18 protein-coding genes and 1 other RNA gene are annotated in these 16,101 nt (G+C 38.0%); 7 read left to right on the top strand and 12 right to left on the bottom strand.

The window, feature by feature from the left end; genetic code table 11:
- Positions 1-15 precede the first annotated feature (15 nt).
- The 3 genes from racE to ACGHCK_RS01755 all read right to left on the bottom strand — a co-directional run bounded on the left by racE (position 16) and on the right by ACGHCK_RS01755 (position 3,025).
- Positions 16-1,428, bottom strand: coding sequence for a glutamate racemase (gene racE, locus ACGHCK_RS01765; RefSeq protein ID WP_271327947.1), 1,413 nt, complete (start codon positions 1,426-1,428; stop codon positions 16-18).
- Positions 1,429-1,443: 15 nt separating this feature from the next.
- Positions 1,444-1,683 carry a YneF family protein gene (locus tag ACGHCK_RS01760; RefSeq protein WP_202229420.1) on the bottom strand — a complete coding sequence of 80 codons (240 nt, stop codon included), beginning with the start codon at positions 1,681-1,683 and terminating at the stop codon, positions 1,444-1,446.
- A gap of 319 nt (positions 1,684-2,002) precedes the next feature.
- Positions 2,003-3,025, bottom strand: a complete 1,023-nt coding sequence (locus ACGHCK_RS01755) for a branched-chain amino acid aminotransferase (RefSeq protein ID WP_271327948.1) — start codon at positions 3,023-3,025, stop codon at positions 2,003-2,005.
- 276 nt (positions 3,026-3,301) lie between these two features.
- Between ACGHCK_RS01755 and ACGHCK_RS01750 the strand changes: the two genes are divergently transcribed.
- Entirely contained in the window at positions 3,302-4,048 is a 747-nt protein-coding gene (locus tag ACGHCK_RS01750) for a mechanosensitive ion channel family protein (RefSeq protein WP_251420538.1), read from the top strand.
- 24 nt (positions 4,049-4,072) lie between these two features.
- Here ACGHCK_RS01750 and ACGHCK_RS01745 read toward each other — a convergent pair whose 3' ends face one another.
- The 5 genes from ACGHCK_RS01745 to ACGHCK_RS01725 form a co-directional block, all read right to left on the bottom strand.
- Positions 4,073-4,834: a ribonuclease HII gene (locus ACGHCK_RS01745; protein ID WP_202229417.1), complete on the bottom strand. Its 762-nt coding sequence runs from the start codon at positions 4,832-4,834 to the stop codon at positions 4,073-4,075.
- Entirely contained in the window at positions 4,821-5,675 is an 855-nt protein-coding gene (gene ylqF / locus ACGHCK_RS01740; RefSeq protein ID WP_202229416.1) for a ribosome biogenesis GTPase YlqF, read from the bottom strand. Before ylqF ends, ACGHCK_RS01745 begins: the two co-directional genes overlap by 14 nt.
- Before the next feature lie 442 nt (positions 5,676-6,117).
- Complete coding sequence (locus tag ACGHCK_RS01735) at positions 6,118-6,609, bottom strand: DinB family protein (RefSeq protein WP_202229415.1); 492 nt, start codon at positions 6,607-6,609, stop codon at positions 6,118-6,120.
- A gap of 114 nt (positions 6,610-6,723) precedes the next feature.
- On the bottom strand, positions 6,724-7,104 hold the full coding sequence (locus ACGHCK_RS01730; protein WP_202229414.1) for a VOC family protein: 381 nt from the start codon (positions 7,102-7,104) through the stop codon (positions 6,724-6,726).
- 71 nt (positions 7,105-7,175) lie between these two features.
- Positions 7,176-7,355 carry a MarR family transcriptional regulator gene (locus tag ACGHCK_RS01725; RefSeq protein WP_251420534.1) on the bottom strand — a complete coding sequence of 60 codons (180 nt, stop codon included), beginning with the start codon at positions 7,353-7,355 and terminating at the stop codon, positions 7,176-7,178.
- A gap of 259 nt (positions 7,356-7,614) precedes the next feature.
- Between ACGHCK_RS01725 and ACGHCK_RS01720 the strand changes: the two genes are divergently transcribed.
- A complete protein-coding gene (locus ACGHCK_RS01720; RefSeq protein WP_202229412.1) occupies positions 7,615-8,013 on the top strand; it encodes a phosphate-starvation-inducible PsiE family protein in 399 nt (132 codons plus the stop codon).
- Positions 8,014-8,155: 142 nt separating this feature from the next.
- On the opposite strand, the gene ppdK is transcribed toward ACGHCK_RS01720, so the two are convergent.
- Positions 8,156-10,774, bottom strand: coding sequence for a pyruvate, phosphate dikinase (gene ppdK / locus ACGHCK_RS01715; protein WP_251420532.1), 2,619 nt, complete (start codon positions 10,772-10,774; stop codon positions 8,156-8,158).
- A gap of 201 nt (positions 10,775-10,975) precedes the next feature.
- Here ppdK and ACGHCK_RS01710 point away from each other — a divergent pair, with 201 nt between their 5' ends.
- The 3 genes from ACGHCK_RS01710 (at position 10,976) to ACGHCK_RS01700 (ending at position 13,121) form a co-directional block, all read left to right on the top strand.
- Positions 10,976-11,608, top strand: a complete 633-nt coding sequence (locus ACGHCK_RS01710; protein ID WP_251420530.1) for a helix-turn-helix transcriptional regulator — start codon at positions 10,976-10,978, stop codon at positions 11,606-11,608.
- 10 nt (positions 11,609-11,618) lie between these two features.
- Complete coding sequence (locus tag ACGHCK_RS01705) at positions 11,619-12,422, top strand: pyruvate, water dikinase regulatory protein (RefSeq protein WP_202229409.1); 804 nt, start codon at positions 11,619-11,621, stop codon at positions 12,420-12,422.
- Between the two features lie 99 nt (positions 12,423-12,521).
- A complete protein-coding gene (locus ACGHCK_RS01700; RefSeq protein WP_251420528.1) occupies positions 12,522-13,121 on the top strand; it encodes a lipoprotein BA_5634 family protein in 600 nt (199 codons plus the stop codon).
- Between the two features lie 140 nt (positions 13,122-13,261).
- On the opposite strand, the gene ACGHCK_RS01695 is transcribed toward ACGHCK_RS01700, so the two are convergent.
- A complete protein-coding gene (locus tag ACGHCK_RS01695) occupies positions 13,262-13,741 on the bottom strand; it encodes a VTT domain-containing protein (protein ID WP_251420516.1) in 480 nt (159 codons plus the stop codon).
- Positions 13,742-14,080: 339 nt separating this feature from the next.
- Complete coding sequence (locus ACGHCK_RS01690; protein WP_202229406.1) at positions 14,081-14,515, bottom strand: universal stress protein; 435 nt, start codon at positions 14,513-14,515, stop codon at positions 14,081-14,083.
- A 354-nt stretch (positions 14,516-14,869) separates the two neighbouring features.
- On the opposite strand from ACGHCK_RS01690, the gene ACGHCK_RS01685 reads away from it, so the two are divergent.
- Both ACGHCK_RS01685 and ACGHCK_RS01680 read left to right on the top strand, forming a co-directional pair.
- Positions 14,870-15,025, top strand: a complete 156-nt coding sequence (locus ACGHCK_RS01685) for a hypothetical protein (RefSeq protein ID WP_237459842.1) — start codon at positions 14,870-14,872, stop codon at positions 15,023-15,025.
- Positions 15,026-15,363: 338 nt separating this feature from the next.
- Positions 15,364-15,564, top strand: a complete 201-nt coding sequence (locus ACGHCK_RS01680) for a DUF1398 family protein (RefSeq protein WP_394304457.1) — start codon at positions 15,364-15,366, stop codon at positions 15,562-15,564.
- A 166-nt stretch (positions 15,565-15,730) separates the two neighbouring features.
- Here the strand turns inward: ACGHCK_RS01680 and ssrA are convergent.
- Positions 15,731-16,087: a transfer-messenger RNA gene (ssrA, locus tag ACGHCK_RS01675) on the bottom strand.
- Positions 16,088-16,101 lie beyond the last annotated feature (14 nt).

The following is a 16,101-nucleotide window of genomic DNA, read 5'->3' as shown; positions in this document are numbered from 1 at the left end:
AGCTTAAGTAGAGCTTTATTTTTTAATGTGCTCCAGCCATTCTGGCAACTCTGCCATTAGTTTTTGCAAAGCCTGACCACGATGTGATGCTGTATTTTTTTCCTCAGCAGTAAGCTGGGCAGCTGTTTTGTCAGATGTTCCTACTAAAAAGATAGGGTCGTAGCCAAAGCCATTTTCTCCTTGCGGCGTAAGGCCAATACGACCTTGCCAGTCTGCTTCGACCACTAAACTTTCTTGGCCTGGATAAGCAGCGACTAGTGTCGTATGAAAATGCGCAGTACGTCGTTCTGGCGTAATTGCAGTTGATGCGAGTTCATGGAGAAGTTTTGCAATGTTTTCTTCATCCGTAGGATTGGGGCCAGCAAAACGATGGCTCCAAACTCCTGGTAATCCTCCGAGAACATCGACACACAAACCCGAATCATCACCGATTACGACTTGACCAGTGATTGCTGCAATTTGCTCCGCCTTCAAACGTGCATTTTCTTCAAAAGTCATACCCGTTTCTTTGATATCTGGCAGTTCAGGATAATCTTTGAGGTTCTTAATTTTATAGCCAAACTCTTCAAAGAGACGTTTAAACTCCCTCGTTTTTCCATCATTACGTGTTGCAATAAGCAATATTCTTTCTGAAGAAAGTTCCGTATGTTCTGCTCTTATCTTTCTTACACCTAGCCACCGATCAGCTATTACTTGAAAAGCTCCTGCATCACCCGTTGTGTAGAAACGATGTCTAATACTGTCGCGCTCCTCGCCGTTAAGGGCAAAATAGTTAAGCAAAACAGTGATATCACGCACGGTTTCTGAACCGCTGTCGATGAGTTGAACATCCTGTCCCATCTCTTTTTGAATAAGCTTGCGTAGCAATGGATAGTGGGTACAACCCAAAATCAAAGTATCCACTTTACCAACCATTGGTCTTAGGGTTTCTGCTACAATGTTTTTCGCGGTTTCTGTATCAACTTGGTTTGACTCAACTAAAGGGACAAAGTCTGGACACGCCAGACTGAGAACTTCAACGCTGGATGACTTAAACTGAATAACTTTGCGGTATTGTCCAGAATTAACTGTCGCTTGCGTTGCAATTACGCCTACTTTCTTATTGACTGTTTTCTGAATTGCACTTGAAGCACCAGAAAGAATAACGCCAACAACAGGAATATCCAAAGCTGCTCTGACTTCATCCAGAGCCACCGCTGTTGCTGTGTTACAAGCAAAAACAATCATTTTTACATTTTTGGAAAGCAAAAAATTGACCATATCCCAAGTGAAAGCAGTAATCTGCTCATTTGAGCGTGACCCATAAGGCGCACGTTGCGTATCACCGATATAGACAATTTCTTCGTTTGGTAATTGACGGAGAATCTCGCGAACAACGGTCAAACCTCCAACTCCTGAGTCGAGTAAGCCAATAGGTCTGTTGTCCATAAATACCTCCAAAATTTACTTTTTCTTAGTGTCTGCTTGTTTTGCTGCACTACGAATTTGACGAAGCACTTGCTGTACTTGTGCTTCTGATGGTTTGCGTCCCATGGATCCCATCATCATGCGCACTGCATCTTCATTCAATGGTGGGTTATCCATCAAGAGTTTTTTCGTTTGCTTTTGTGTAAACCAAGCACCACCTGCAAAACCTGCAACAGCAAAGACAAGCATAAGTAAAATAGCAACAAATAAATTCATTAATACTCTCCTACAAGAAAGCTATAAAATCGCTTTCGAAATTTTTCTCCTTATTATATCAAATTTAGGCTCATTTGTCGTGTTCTTTGTATGTTTCAATCGTTCATTGAGCATATCACAGCCTACAATATTTACTGCTTCTATCCTCCCATAGAAAGAAGCACTTGATTGCTCATACTTTAGCAAGCGACGCTTATTGAGTACGACCTGACAAAGCGAAAACAATCTTTTTTCGCTGAGGTCTAGTAAGACTCTAGCAAAGACCCAGAGGGCTTTGCGTTTGACCGTTCTCGCTTTAGCGAGTTACGGGCATTGAGTATTAATCCACCTTATAAATCCAGCCTTCTGGTGCCTCTTTGTCACCAAACTGTATGCCAACTAACTCATCATAAAGCTTCTGGGTCACAGGACCAACTTCTGTTTCTGAATAGAAAACATGGCGTTTCCCTTGGTCATCAATAGCACCAATAGGAGAAATTACGGCTGCTGTCCCACACGCTCCCGCCTCAACAAAATCATCGAGCTGATCAACAAAGACATCTCCCTCAATAGCCGTCATTCCTAAACGTTCTTCTGCCAGTTGTAACAAGGAATATTTTGTAATTGAGGGCAAAATAGAGGGGCTCAAAGGGGTGATAAATTCATTATTTTTTGTGATACCAAAGAAATTAGCAGCACCAACTTCTTCAATTTTAGTATGTGTTGCGGGATCAAGATAAATCACATCTGAATAGCCTGCTTCATGTGCTTTTTGTCCTGGCTCGATGGAGGCAGCATAGTTCCCACCAACCTTGGTTGCACCTGTGCCATGTGGCGCTGCACGGTCATAATCTCTTGAAACTAAAAAGTTTGTCGGAGTAAGGCCGCCTTTAAAGTAAGAACCAACAGGAACGGCAAAAACAGTAAAAATATATTCGTCCGCTGGTTTTACACCCACAAGACCGCCAACACCAATTATTAAGGGACGAATATAGAGTGTAGCTCCTGTTCCGTAAGGAGGAACAAACTCTTCATTGGCTCTTACCACTTGCTTGACAGCATCAATAAATTTTTCTGTAGGTACTTCTGCCATACGCAAGCGTCGCGCTGTTGCTTGGAGACGCTCGGCATTGCGGTCAGGGCGAAAGAGATTAATGTCCCCTGACTTTGTTCGGTAGGCTTTCAGTCCTTCAAAGCCTTGCTGACCATAGTGAAGTGCAGGCGAAGCTTCTGATAAATGCAGCGTTGCATCACCTGTTAGTTTCCCCTCATCCCATTTTCCATCCTTAAAGTGTGATATATACCGAAAAGGCAGTTCTCGATATTCAAAACCCAAGTTTTCCCAATCCAATTTAGTTGTCATTGTATTTTGTCCTCCCTTATTTTTCCATAGATGTTTTACTAAAAAGTTCATCACCTAAAATTTTTTTAGTATTTGCTATAATTATTAATTATAAGCTATTTTGAATGTGATTTCAATGTAAATTCAGAAAATTATACGACAAACGCATGGAGAAATTATGAGAACGAAAAAAGTTCTTTAAACCATGAAAACTTGTACCACTTATAAAATGGGCAAACTCCATCAAGATTGCTATTCATACGTTTGTCATAAGAAAATTATAGAAATGGAAATAAAATGAATACTCTTAGAATTAACTTTCAAGATTTAGGGCAGCTTCTTCTTGATAAACTCATTTATGTTGTTTTAGTTAGTTTTTTGTTCTTTATCTTATATCGAATCAGTATCCGTATTGTCGACTATCTTTTTAAAAATTACAGCAAGCGCTCTTGGGCTGACTCTTCTCGCATTATGACCTTGGCTCGTTTAAGTAAAAGTGCTTTGACTTACCTCACAGCCTTTCTATGGGTCTATACAATCCTTTCACTTTTAGGTGTCCCTGTAGCTAATGTTCTTGCTGGAGCTGGAATTTTAGGCGTTGCACTTGGTTTTGCTGGCCGAGATTTGGTAGCTGATATCATCAATGGTTTTTTCATTATTGTTGAGCATCAAATCAATGTTGGTGACTGGATTCGATTTGAAAACCTAGGTATTGAAGGAGAAGTGACATCTGTAGGTATCCGGTCCATTACCTTAATTTCAGATGACGGAGCTACAGCCTTCATACCTAATCGTAATATTGAATCATTGAAAAATTTTTCTTACAAAGATCGTACAGTAAATCTTGATATCCCTGTAACCACAGAAAATTTAGAAGAAATGAAAAACAAAATACTCCAAGTAAATACTGACTATCCCCAAGTTATTTATGATGGTATCATCACTCGTGATGAGAGTATTTTCCTTAGAAGTCGTTTAACTGCCGCTTTGGATGAAATAAATGGCTTGCGCTTAGAAATCATGGATAAATACTATACAAAATAAGCAGGTCACTACAGAATGACCTGCTTATTTTTTTATCATTGTTCTAACGGGCTCATAAGTTTTACGATGTATTGGTGTAACACCGAAGGCTTTAAGTCCAGCCAAGTGTTTAGCTGTGCCATAACCAGCATTATGTTCAAAGTCATAATGTGGGTACTGCTGTGCATACTGTTCCATGATACGATCTCGCGTCACTTTAGCGACGATACTTGCTGCCGCAATGCTTGCTGATTTGGCATCTCCTTTAATAATGCTAAGTTGTGGTGTAGCAATATCCAACTCCATTGCATCAACCAAAAGATAATCAGGTTGCAATCCTAACCTTTCTACTGCTTGTAGCATGGCTTTTTTAGTTGCTTGATAGATATTCACTTGGTCAATTGTTTTATTATCCACTAGACCTATACCTATGGCTAAGGCTTTTTCTTGAATTTCATTAAAAATGGTTTCATGCTTAGACTTGGGAATTTTCTTGCTGTCGTTAAGTCCCTTGATTTTACAGTTTTTAGGCAGAACAACTGCTGCTGCTACAACTGGGCCTGCTAGAGGTCCCCGTCCAACTTCATCTATTCCGGCGACTAAATTAAAGCCCTGTACATAGGCTTGTCGTTCAAAACTAAGCATCATTTCAAGCCGTTCTTCTTCAGCTTGTTCTGCCAAAATCTCTTTTTTACGGCGTTTAACAGCTGCTTTAACACCTGCGCGAGGGTCTTCAAGAAAAGCCTCTACATCACTAATGCACGTTAAATGAGCTAAATGCTCTTTTATTTCTTTAATTGTTTGCATAGTCATCTACCTTGTCCAAGCAGTATTCGCCCATCCTGCCATCCCGAACATCTTTAACAAACATCTGATAAAATCGATCATAATCATCACGAAAACCGAAACGCTTCGTGAGCTCCATGATTAACTCTGGCATTTCCAAAGCCGTGTCTTCTTCTTTCATTCGGAGCCGTTTCATGGTTGCTTCTTTATAATTTTCCAAAAAATATTGTAACCCGAAGATGGTCACGTCATCCATTGGCAAAAGTTGATCTTTAATAGCTCCTGTTAACGCAAGCTTCAGCCCCACTTGCTCATCTTCAAATTTTGGCCAAAGTATCCCTGGTGTATCAAGAATTTCCAGTTCTTTATTGGTACGAAGCCATTGCTGCCCCTTGGTTACCCCTGGTTTGTTTCCTGTAACAGCGACCTTTTTCCCTGCCAAGCGATTCATCAAAGTTGACTTCCCGACATTAGGAATACCAACAATCATCGTACGCAATGCACTGTTCTGAATACCACGTTCAGTATTTCGGGCAATCTTTTCAGTCATCAGTGTTTTAGCAGCAGCAGTCAAACGTTTTACTGTATGTTCTTCTTTCGAATTAATAGACAAAGCGATAATGCCTTGCTTTTCAAAAAAATCCACCCAGCCTTTCACGGCATTTCTATCAGCCAAATCTACCTTATTCAGCGCGATTAAGCGTGGCTTATCGCCAATGATTTTATTCAACATAGGATTACGTGAGCTTATCGGCAAGCGCGCATCTACTAGCTCAATAACAAAGTCAACATATTTCAAGTTTTCTTGTACTTGACGGCGGGCCTTGGACATGTGCCCTGGAAACCATTGGATTGTACCCATATCTATACCTTGCTATAACCAGAGTTACAGCCTTTCGTTTTTATTTCTTCAAGCGAGGAATTGTTTTTTTCACAGCCCGTTTTTCTTTTAAACCATTATCTTGCAAAGAGCTGCCAGTGCTAAGCCAGTTGACATCCCTCGTATTGCTTAAAATATTCCATCCACTACATAGTTTTGTTTCAACCCTATTATTCTATCATTTTTCACCTCCCTTCGCCATTATGTATTTGTGTTATTTCTGACATAATAGATTTTCCAAAATTATCTCACAGTATCTCTGAATAAAATTAATAACTTCTGCTCCAAATATTTCTCATTAAGCTTTTTCATTTGCCAAGATTTCCCCACTGCCTTCCCTGCATTAAAAAAACACTGATTTTCACCAGTGCTCCAAATCTGTTTTCTTTCGAATTTTTCTTGTAACTAAACGCTCTATCTCGAATTATTTTTCCTTCCTAACTCCATAGGCAAAGCGGACACTTCCAATTTCAGCAGCATTTTTCATTAATTCTAAGTTCAACCAACCTGCAACCTCATAAAAAGGCTTATTTTGAAGCGGCCATTGTCCCTCTTTGGAACGTGCAAACTCTTCCTCTGACATTTCGGATATACACTTGACCCACTGGCTTTTTAAGTCTGCTAAGTTTGAAAATGCTGTACCTACGTCTCGCGGCCAGTCAATATCCTCCACAGTCAAACGCCCATTGCCAAAATTATAGTCCAGAGCCATTGACCACCAAAAATCTATGTGCCACATAGTCCACGCAATGGTTGGCATTCCGATATCATAAGCTTCTGTCTCTGGAAAACCCTTGGTTGATAAACTCGGATGTGTTACTTCAAAATTCATTTCAGCTGCAGATAAATCCTTCAAGTGATATTCCAATAAAGCCCATGAAACCTCAAGTTGCGCCAACAAACTTTCTTTAATCATCTTAAAACTCCCTGTATTAAACATTTTTTTATATTTTGAGACTTCTGTATCGACCTCTTTTTGGAGACCAAAAACAGTAAAGTCCTTCCTTAGAAAGACTTTACTAACGCTTATTTATTCTGGCAACTCTGATTCAGCAAAAGCATAGTAGTTTCCATCTGGATCTTGAAAGTTAAAGTTAACCATGCCTTGGAAATTATTGATAGGGCTGACCTTGTCTGTGGCAGTAGCTACACGCGCATGCCATTCTTCTAAATCATCTACAGTAAAAAGCATTGAGCCTTTCATATCAGCCACCTCAGGCGAATTTTGTCGAATAAATTCAATATTCCATAGTTGAATGCGTGCACTTGGAGCTTGTGAGTCCACAGCGAAAATCACAGTTTCCTCTTGACCTGAACCTTGACGTCTGAGCTCAGTTAAGCCGATTTTAGTCCAAAATTCGGAATGCTTTTGTACATCCGATACATAGAGCATGTTACAAAGATTGATCATAATGTTTTTCTCTTTCCTTAAACAAATTACTTTCTGCAAGTCTTGCAGATTCTAAAACAAGACGCATCCACTTATTTAGCCGCTTCATAAAAGCAGCGTTTAGGAGAAACAAGTTTCCCTTCTTTTTTTAATTTAACAATATGCTTACTTACTTCTGATTTTTCAATTCCAGTCGCTTCAGCTACAGCTTTCGCATCTAACATTTCTGATGAGTTTTTGAATGTGTGAAGTACTTTTTCCTTATTATCCATACAGGACTCCTTTTTCTATGTATTTCAAATTCGTAACACAAATGTCACAATAGTATTATATCATTTTTTGCTATAAACTTGACAGTGTTTTCACCAACTAGAAAAAATAAACTTTCTACCTTAATGCTTATCTTTTCTTCAGAAGTTTTCGCACTCTCGCTGCTCGCTTATTTTTCAGACAACATCTCCCTCAAGAGCTTTATTCCTGTGCTATACTAATATTATAAAATTTTACGACTAATAAAGCGGAGGTTATAATTTGGCTCAATTTAATTTTTTATCAAAGACTTTTAATGTCATTATAAAAGTTTGCCTAAGTTTACTCGGACTCGTTATTTCCTTTCTCATGTTTAAAGAGATCTGGCTGCTCCTTTTGTCATTTTCTACGGGCTTTGTTGATTATAGCTTCTATGATATTATTGACCGCATATTGACTTTCTTTCTCTTCTTAGAATTTCTAGAGTTAATTATACATTACCTGGCTGATAACGATCACCCTACAATAAAAAAATATATCTATATTGCTGTAGCTTCTATCGTAAGACTCTTGATTTCAAATCACGAGACGTCTCAATTGAGCCTTTTTCTACAATGCTCCGCAATCTTGGTTCTCATTATCGGAACTGTTCTTTTGAACCGCTGGGGGGACCTAAAATAAGCTGTCAAAATAAATTGGGAAAAGTTCCAAAAATGAAAAAACGCTTAATCATATGCATAAAAATGCGAGACTAAGCGTTTTTTGTTTGTCATCTTGGCTAAGAGCAGTTAGATTTTACTGCTTGCACAGACTTTTTACTTGCTTATTTTGTACTGCTCTGTGCAATAGTCAAAAGTACAGCTGGCACACGATATGGTGAGCAGGAAACATAGTCTAAACCTATTTTTTTGAGGAAAGTTACAGCTTCGGGATCACCCCCAACTTCACCACAGACACCAAAGCTGATTTCAGGATATTCTGGTTTCACAAGTCCAATCGCAGTCTTCATCAATGCCCCAACACCGTCCTGATCCAAATGTTGGAAAGGATCATCTTGCAAAATCCTTTTTTCGATATACTCAGGCAGGAACTTCACAGAATCATCGCGTGAAAAACCATAAGTAAGCTGTGTCAAGTCATTGGTACCAAAGCTAAAGAACTGTGCAGCTGATGCCAACTTATCAGCTGTCAAACAAGCTCTTGGTATTTCAAGCATAGCCCCGATCTTATAAGCAACCTCTCTCCCGCTTTCCTTAAAAAGCTTTTGAATTTTACTTTCAAGAAGTTCCTTGAGGTAAGTTAGCTCTCTTTCCTCTGAAATTAAAGGAATCATTATCTCAGGTTTCACTTGTTTTCCTGCTTGAGCAAGATCTAATGCCGCTTCAATGATTGCTTCAACCTGCATCTCATAAATCTCTGGATACGTCACAGCTAAACGGCAGCCCCTGTGTCCCAACATCGGATTAAATTCTTCTAATTCTTTTCCTCTTTGAATAATAAAATCTACAGACTGACCACACGCTTTTGCAACTTCCTCAAACTCCTCTTTCGTTTTAGGCATAAATTCATGAAGAGGGGGATCTAAAAGTCGAATCGTGCACGGCATACCTTCCGTTAGACTTAAAATTTCTAAGAAATCCTTTTTCTGATACTCTTTTAAAGTTTCAAGGGATTTTTTGCGCTGCATCTCTTCTTCAGAAAGAAACATTTTACGCACTTCAAGGATACGCTCTTTACCAAAAAACATGTGCTCTGTGCGTGCCAAGCCAATCCCACTTGCTCCAAAATCTAAAGCTGTCTTGATATCATCAACTGTTTCTGCATTAGCTCTAACTTTCATGTCGCCTATTTCAGCAGCCCATTTTAGAACTTTTCCTAGAATTTCTAAATCTTGTGCCTTATCAAGTTTAATTTCACCTCGATAGATATTTCCTGTTGTACCATCTACCGAAACAATATCTCCTTCTTTTATGATTTGAGTGCCATACTGCGCCTGTTTTCGCTTCTCATTAACATTAAGTGCTTCACACCCAACAACACAACAAACTCCCATCCCACGCGCAACAACTGCAGCATGCGAGGTCATTCCCCCACGAGAAGTAACAATGGCTTCGCTCACAAGCATTCCTTCTATATCTTCTGGAGAAGTCTCTGTTCTGAGAAGAACGACTTTCTGACCAGCTTCATGTGCATTTTGAGCATCTTGAGCATTAAAATAAACCCTTCCATAGGCTGCACCAGGACTGGCTGGCAAACCTTTTGCAATTGCTTGATTTTGTGCAAGTGACTTTTCATCAAATACTGGATGTAAAAGCTGAGTAATCATAGAAGGCGTTAAACGCTTCAAACTTTCTTTCTTACTTATTACACCATCCTCTGCCAACTGAGTCGCAATTTTAAAAGCTGCTTTGGCAGTACGCTTTCCATTTCGTGTTTGTAAAATAAAGAGTTTACCTTCTTCTATAGTAAATTCTATATCTTGCATATCTTGATAATGCGCCTCTAGTTGTTGACAGATTTTTTCAAATTGTCTATAGATATCAGGATTATCCTCCTTCAGTTCCTGGATAGGTCGCGGTGTCCGGATTCCTGCAACAACGTCCTCTCCTTGAGCATTCATCAGAAACTCTCCAAAGACGCCTCCTTCTCCAGTGGCTGGATTACGTGTAAAAGCCACACCTGTTCCACTTTTTAATCCTGTATTGCCAAAGACCATTTCCTGAATATTCACTGCTGTCCCCAATGTGTCTGGAATATCATGAATACGGCGATAAGTGACTGCTCGCGGATTGTTCCAAGAAGTAAAGACTGCTTCTACTGCTGCATAAAGTTGTTCTACTGGCTCTTGCGGAAATTTTTCACCGACTTCCTTCAGGTAAATTTCACTAAACTGCTTAATAATCTGTTTCCAGTCTACTGCTTGCATTTCGGTATCAGATGTATAGCCATGTTTCATCTTATAGTCCGTTAAAGCTTCTTCAAAAAGATTTTTATCTACAGCTTTGACAACATCTCCAAACATCTGAATTAAACGGCGATAGCAGTCGTAAGCAAACACTGGATTGCCTGTTTTCTGGGCAAGAATTTCAACACTTTGATGATTCAGCCCCAAGTTCAAAATAGTATCCATCATACCCGGCATTGAAAATTTTGAACCACTTCGTACAGAAACGAGAAGAGGATTTTCATTATCCGCAAATTTCTTTCCCGTTTCCTTTTCTAAACGTGCAATATGCGTTTCTATTTCTTTAATTAGTTCTGCATCCAAATTTTTTGAATTCAGATATTCTAAGCAAGCTTCCGTTGTGATTGTAAAACCGCGAGGAACAGGCAAACCAATGCTGGTCATTTCAGCTAGATTCGCTCCTTTTCCGCCCAAGAGATCTTTTTGTTCTTTTGATCCCTGAGTAAAATCATAAACGCGTTTCTTTCCCATTGACATAATTGTCTCCTCTATAAATGTGATATACTATTTAACGAACAAATACATTATATAGTATGTCATATATATTGTCAAGCTTTTTTGTAATCGCATTCTTTTTTTGTGGATTTTAGTTCCTATTTTTTTATTCCCCCATATATTGCTTTTCTATAACAATTCTCTTATAATATATAGTATGTCCTATTTATTAAGGAGCTCGTATTGAAACTCACAAAAAGACAAACTGAAATTATTAATATTGTAAAATCAGAACAACCCATTAGTGGTGAAAGAATAGCTCAAACTCTCGGCTTAAGTCGTGCAACATTGAGAAATGACTTGTCTATTCTTACGATGACTGGCTTACTTGATGCAAAGCCAAAGGTGGGCTATTTTTATACCGGTCAAAAGATTCATCCTCTTTATTTAGAGAGCTGTTATTCCCAAAAAGTAGAAGACTATATGACGTCACCCTTGATTATTGAGCAGAATATGTCTATCTATGATGCCGCCACAAGCCTTTTTTTATATGATAGTGGCAGTATCTATGTGAAGAACGAGGAAGGAGAGCTCGCTGGACTTCTTTCTCGTAAAGATCTCCTTCGTTTTTCCATTACTGGAAACAATCTGGAGAAAACACCCGTCGCTGTCATAATGACACGCATGCCAAATATTCACACAATCGGTCCGGATAAAACCCTTCTTGAAGCTGGAAATATCCTCTCACGCTATGAAGTCGACAGCTTACCCGTAGTCGAAAAAGAAGGCTCAAAAAAAATAATCGGTAAAATTTCAATCAAGCATATTATGAAGGCCTTCATTCAGACAGGCAATAAGATTCAAGATGAAAACTAAAGGGGAAAAAATGCAAAGTATAAAAATTTATTTAATCACAGACTCTGTCGGAGAAACTGCCAAAAAAATCATTTCTGCTGTTGTGGCTCAATTTCCAACTGTAGACTTATCAGATGTCCACCTCTATCCTTTTACAAATGACAAAGAGTCACTTCTAGAAATATTAAATGATGCGAAAAAAGAACAGGCTATCGTAGCGATTACTCTCGTGGATAAGTCTTTAGTAGACTTTGTAGAAGAGTTTTCCAAAACGCATAGCTTGCCCTATGTGGACTTCATGTCTCCTCTCATACAAATCATCGAAAATCTATCTGGTGAACATCCCACTCAAGAATCTGGCAGTGTTCATCGCCTGAATCAAGCTTATTTTAATCGTGTATCTGCTATTGAGTTTGCTGTAAAATATGACGATGGCAAGGATCCTAAAGGCTTCTTAAATGCCGATATCATCCTTCTGGGAGTATCACGGACCTCTAAAACTCCTCTGAGCATGTACTTAGCCAACAAAGGATACAAGGTTGCAAATCTACCGATTATTCCTGAAGTTGAAGTGGCAAAAGAACTTTTTAAAGTTGATCCTCATAAAATTATTGGTCTAACCAGTACATCCGAAAGTCTAAGCAATATCCGAAGCTTTAGAGAACAGACTTTAGGCTTAAAAACAAAGTCAATGTACTCTGATGAAAAACGTATACTTGAAGAACTTGCTTACGCTGAAACTCTTTTTGAACAGTTAGGGATTGAAACTATTGATGTCAGTAAGCGTTCGATTGAAGAAAGCTCTATGCTGATTGAAAATCTAATTCAAAAATAAACCGCACAATCGTGCGGTTTATTTTATCTTACAGAAGAGTAAGTTTTCCAGCAGCAAAGCTTGTTAAAATAAAGATAACTTAAAGAAAAGGAGCTTTACATGTCGAAAAAGAAAATCTGGATTATTCCTGTCTTACTTCTATTCATCCTTGGAGGATATTTTGCTGTTAACAAGGTCGTGGCCTTGTTTCACCAGCCTGTCCACGGCATAATCTTATACAGCAAAGATAAGAAAAGCTTAGAAAAGGGACTAGAAAATAACCACTCCTCCATCAAAGATTCTATCAATATCAAAGCAAAATATAACTCCAAAACAGATACATTAGTTTTGAGTAAAAACTCCGCTGAGAAGTTGATAGCTGCTCACGCAGTCAATTATGTAAATAAAAAAGGGAATGATTTTACTTTCAAACATGTAACATCACTTTCAAAAACTCCCGCACTATGGACGTCTGATCTTAAAGCAGCAAGTGCTACAGATGAAAACGGGAAAATTTTTACTGCTGCAGCAACGGAATATATTGTCTTAGGTGAGTCAAGTACTACTAAAAAGACACTTGTACTAGACAATAATGATTTCCAAAATTTTCAAGCAGCTGCTGAATATATTAGCGTGATTGAAGACAAACGTGATGCAGCTCATGCATTAACAACATATAGCTTTGACAAGGCCCAAATTTTCAATTTTAACCAAAAATAAAACTTTATCTGTATTTATGCAAAACAAAAACGCTCAATTAGGATATTCTTTTACACCTAGTTAAGCGTTTTTTAGACCTTTTGTCCCTGTCTCTTTTATTTATTAAAGACAGCCAATAAAATATATATAATCACATGGCACTAAATATTAGTTTTTAGTTTTTTAATCAAAAAGCTACCAGCACTCCAAAGTAACAATGCAATAATGATAAAAAGAATCAATAAACCAATAGAACCATTAGCAATCGAACGGAAAAGTGTCAGTCCTCCAACGGCATAGACAAATCCCCAAATTAGATAGCCTGGAAGAGCCACAAGTGTGTATTTACCCCATTTCCAGTTCAACATACCGGCTCCAAGCTGCACTACAGATTGGAAGCCTACTGTTAAGAAACTTAGAGGAATAACCGGCCAACCATATTTTTGGAGTGCACGCATTCCTGCTTGATTTTCCTCTGATTTCTCTGCATTTTTCCCCCATTTTGTCTTCAGTATTCCCATATGAATGAGTTTTCCTAGTCCAAAAGTCATTTGTGCCCTAAAGAAAACAACTATAAATAAAAATAAAGTTGCTTGCCAAAGCGGCAAACTTGCCACCCAATCGAGCATATTTTCAATCATCCGTTTATCCTCTTTCATTTATACATCAGCTCAATAATCTAGCCTATTACTATTGAACCATAAAAAATTAAAAAGTCAAACTTTTCCGGTATATTCCATACGGAGATTCTGAAAATCAAGCATGCTTACAATATTTTTTCTCGTCTTAACGCCCAGCAAAGTAATGCATGTGAGACTTTTTGTTTTCATTTCTACTTTTATGAAAAAGTGCCATAATCGCCCCTGAACACCATTTTTATATCACAGCTTTTTTCTCTTTGTACACCTATAAAAAAACTTCCACCTCGGGAAGCTTGACTATTTTATCAAAATTTTATTGGAAGAAAAACATGCTAAATTCTATTTCTTGACTACAATAACATTACATGGTGCGTGATTAACAACATAGTTCGTTGTTGAGCCTACAAGCAAACGATCAAACATGTCTGTGCCCGTTGCACCGATTACGATGAGGTCAATCTTATGCGCTTCTTCCTCAGCGAAATTAACAATACTTAGCTTAGGCTTACCTGCAACTTCATAAGTTTCATATTTAACTTGTTCACGAATAATATCTGCACAGTTTGCTAGAATATCTTGTGCAAGTTGGTCCAAGCCCGGTGTTTCTAAAATGCCTTTATGAACTGCGCCATAATACTTATTGAGATCTTTTACTGTAAGCACATGCAATTTTGCCTGATTCATACGAGCAATACGTACTGCTTCATCTATCGCTTTATAGGACTGTTCCGAGCCATCAACTGGAACCAAGATGTTTTTATAATGGTTATCCATTTTAAATTCCTCCCTTTGATGTTATTATCTATAGTTCTATTGTACATTTTATTTTTTCAAAAACGAAATTATTTCCTTAAAAAAACTTTCATACTGTGCATTAAGACACTCTTTCATATTTTTCACGCCAATTATCTCATGAGTTTTAATCTAGATTTCTCTACAATAACTTCTGAAAGCTGTCTAACAATTTTGTCACTTTATTTTAGTGAATTGTAAACGTCATAGAATTTATCTGAAATTTTAAAACGGTTTTTTTGTGCTTTTAAAAAGAATGTGCTACAATGTTAATGGAATTTCGTTATGTTCGTTATAGTGTCCTTTCGTCAATATAAAGAGAAAGGAGAATGCATTATGACATTCACTAACAAAAATAAAAATTTCAAGTACAGTGTATCTCTAGATACTTCAAAAGATATTTTTAAAGTATTTTTGACCAATAATCCAGAAGTTTATGGTCTTGGTCGTACCATTGAAGAAGCAATGCACAACTTGGAAGAATTAGCATAAGGAGCTCATAGCAATGGATGAATATTCCTCGTGATGGTATCTACTTCACCGTTTAAGTAGATGCCTTTTTGTTACTTAAAATTTCGACTTTCCCTATAACTTCTCTTAAATAGATTTACTTCTTCTTAAAAATATGATTTAATTACATCATGAATATCGGTGTAGAAAAGAGCTTATGCAAATGATTTCAAAAAACCTTCAAAAAGCGATACTCAGAGCTAATCAGATTCAGCCAAAAGTCAATAGTTTTCCTTATCTTGCGGAATGTTTAAGGCAAGAAGGTATTATTAAAAACATGTCGTGTTGGTCCATGCCCAACATTTGATCAAGCAGCACTCATCAAAGCATTACGTGCAGATCAAGCAGGGAAAATTACTTTTTCTGAATTTCTAACTGCCGCCTGGAAAGCTGGAGTTATCAGATATGAAGTTGACTTTATAAAACGGCAAGTTACATACTTTAGCGCTTTTGGTGAAGAATATAGAGAAGATTATTCTGCTGTCACTCTTGACAAAAAGACCACAAAAAACAGCCTTTAACGTAATTATCTGGAATATATTATTTTCGAACTAGCTCTTCTTCAGCTAGTTTTTTGTTTTTTTAGTTATTAGTTATCAGTTTAGTTATCATTATTTAGCAAAGTACAAAAACAAAAACCGCTTAATAGAGCGGTTTTCTTAAACTACAATAAAGTAGTGATATATATAATGGAGGCGAGGGGAGTTGAACCCCTGTCCAGACACCTTGCTACATCAACGTCTACAACCATAGGACTTTCTCTCATTTAACAAATTTCCAAAGCCAGTCTCAAACAGCAGAAATTTGCGATGCTTTAAAATCTCTTTTTTTATGTAAAGCCACCATAAAAACGTATCCGACTGAGGTTTAGAGCTTCAGAACGCCATCGGCGAACGATCATCAGCTACGCAGGCTGGTGTTTAGGCAGCGAGTGCGTAAGAAGTGTTATTTTTAGCAGTTATATTTATCTGCGATGGATTTAGGTGACATCACCACCAGTTGCAGTTCATGCGCGACAATGCCTGTCGAATCCGTAACGCCCCCGTTACGGTGGAATG

The organism is Lactococcus muris (assembly GCF_042849115.1).
GTDB lineage: Bacteria > Bacillota > Bacilli > Lactobacillales > Streptococcaceae > Lactococcus > Lactococcus muris.
Note: the sequence above shows the minus strand (reverse complement) of the source record. Positions and strands in the feature narration are given on the sequence as shown.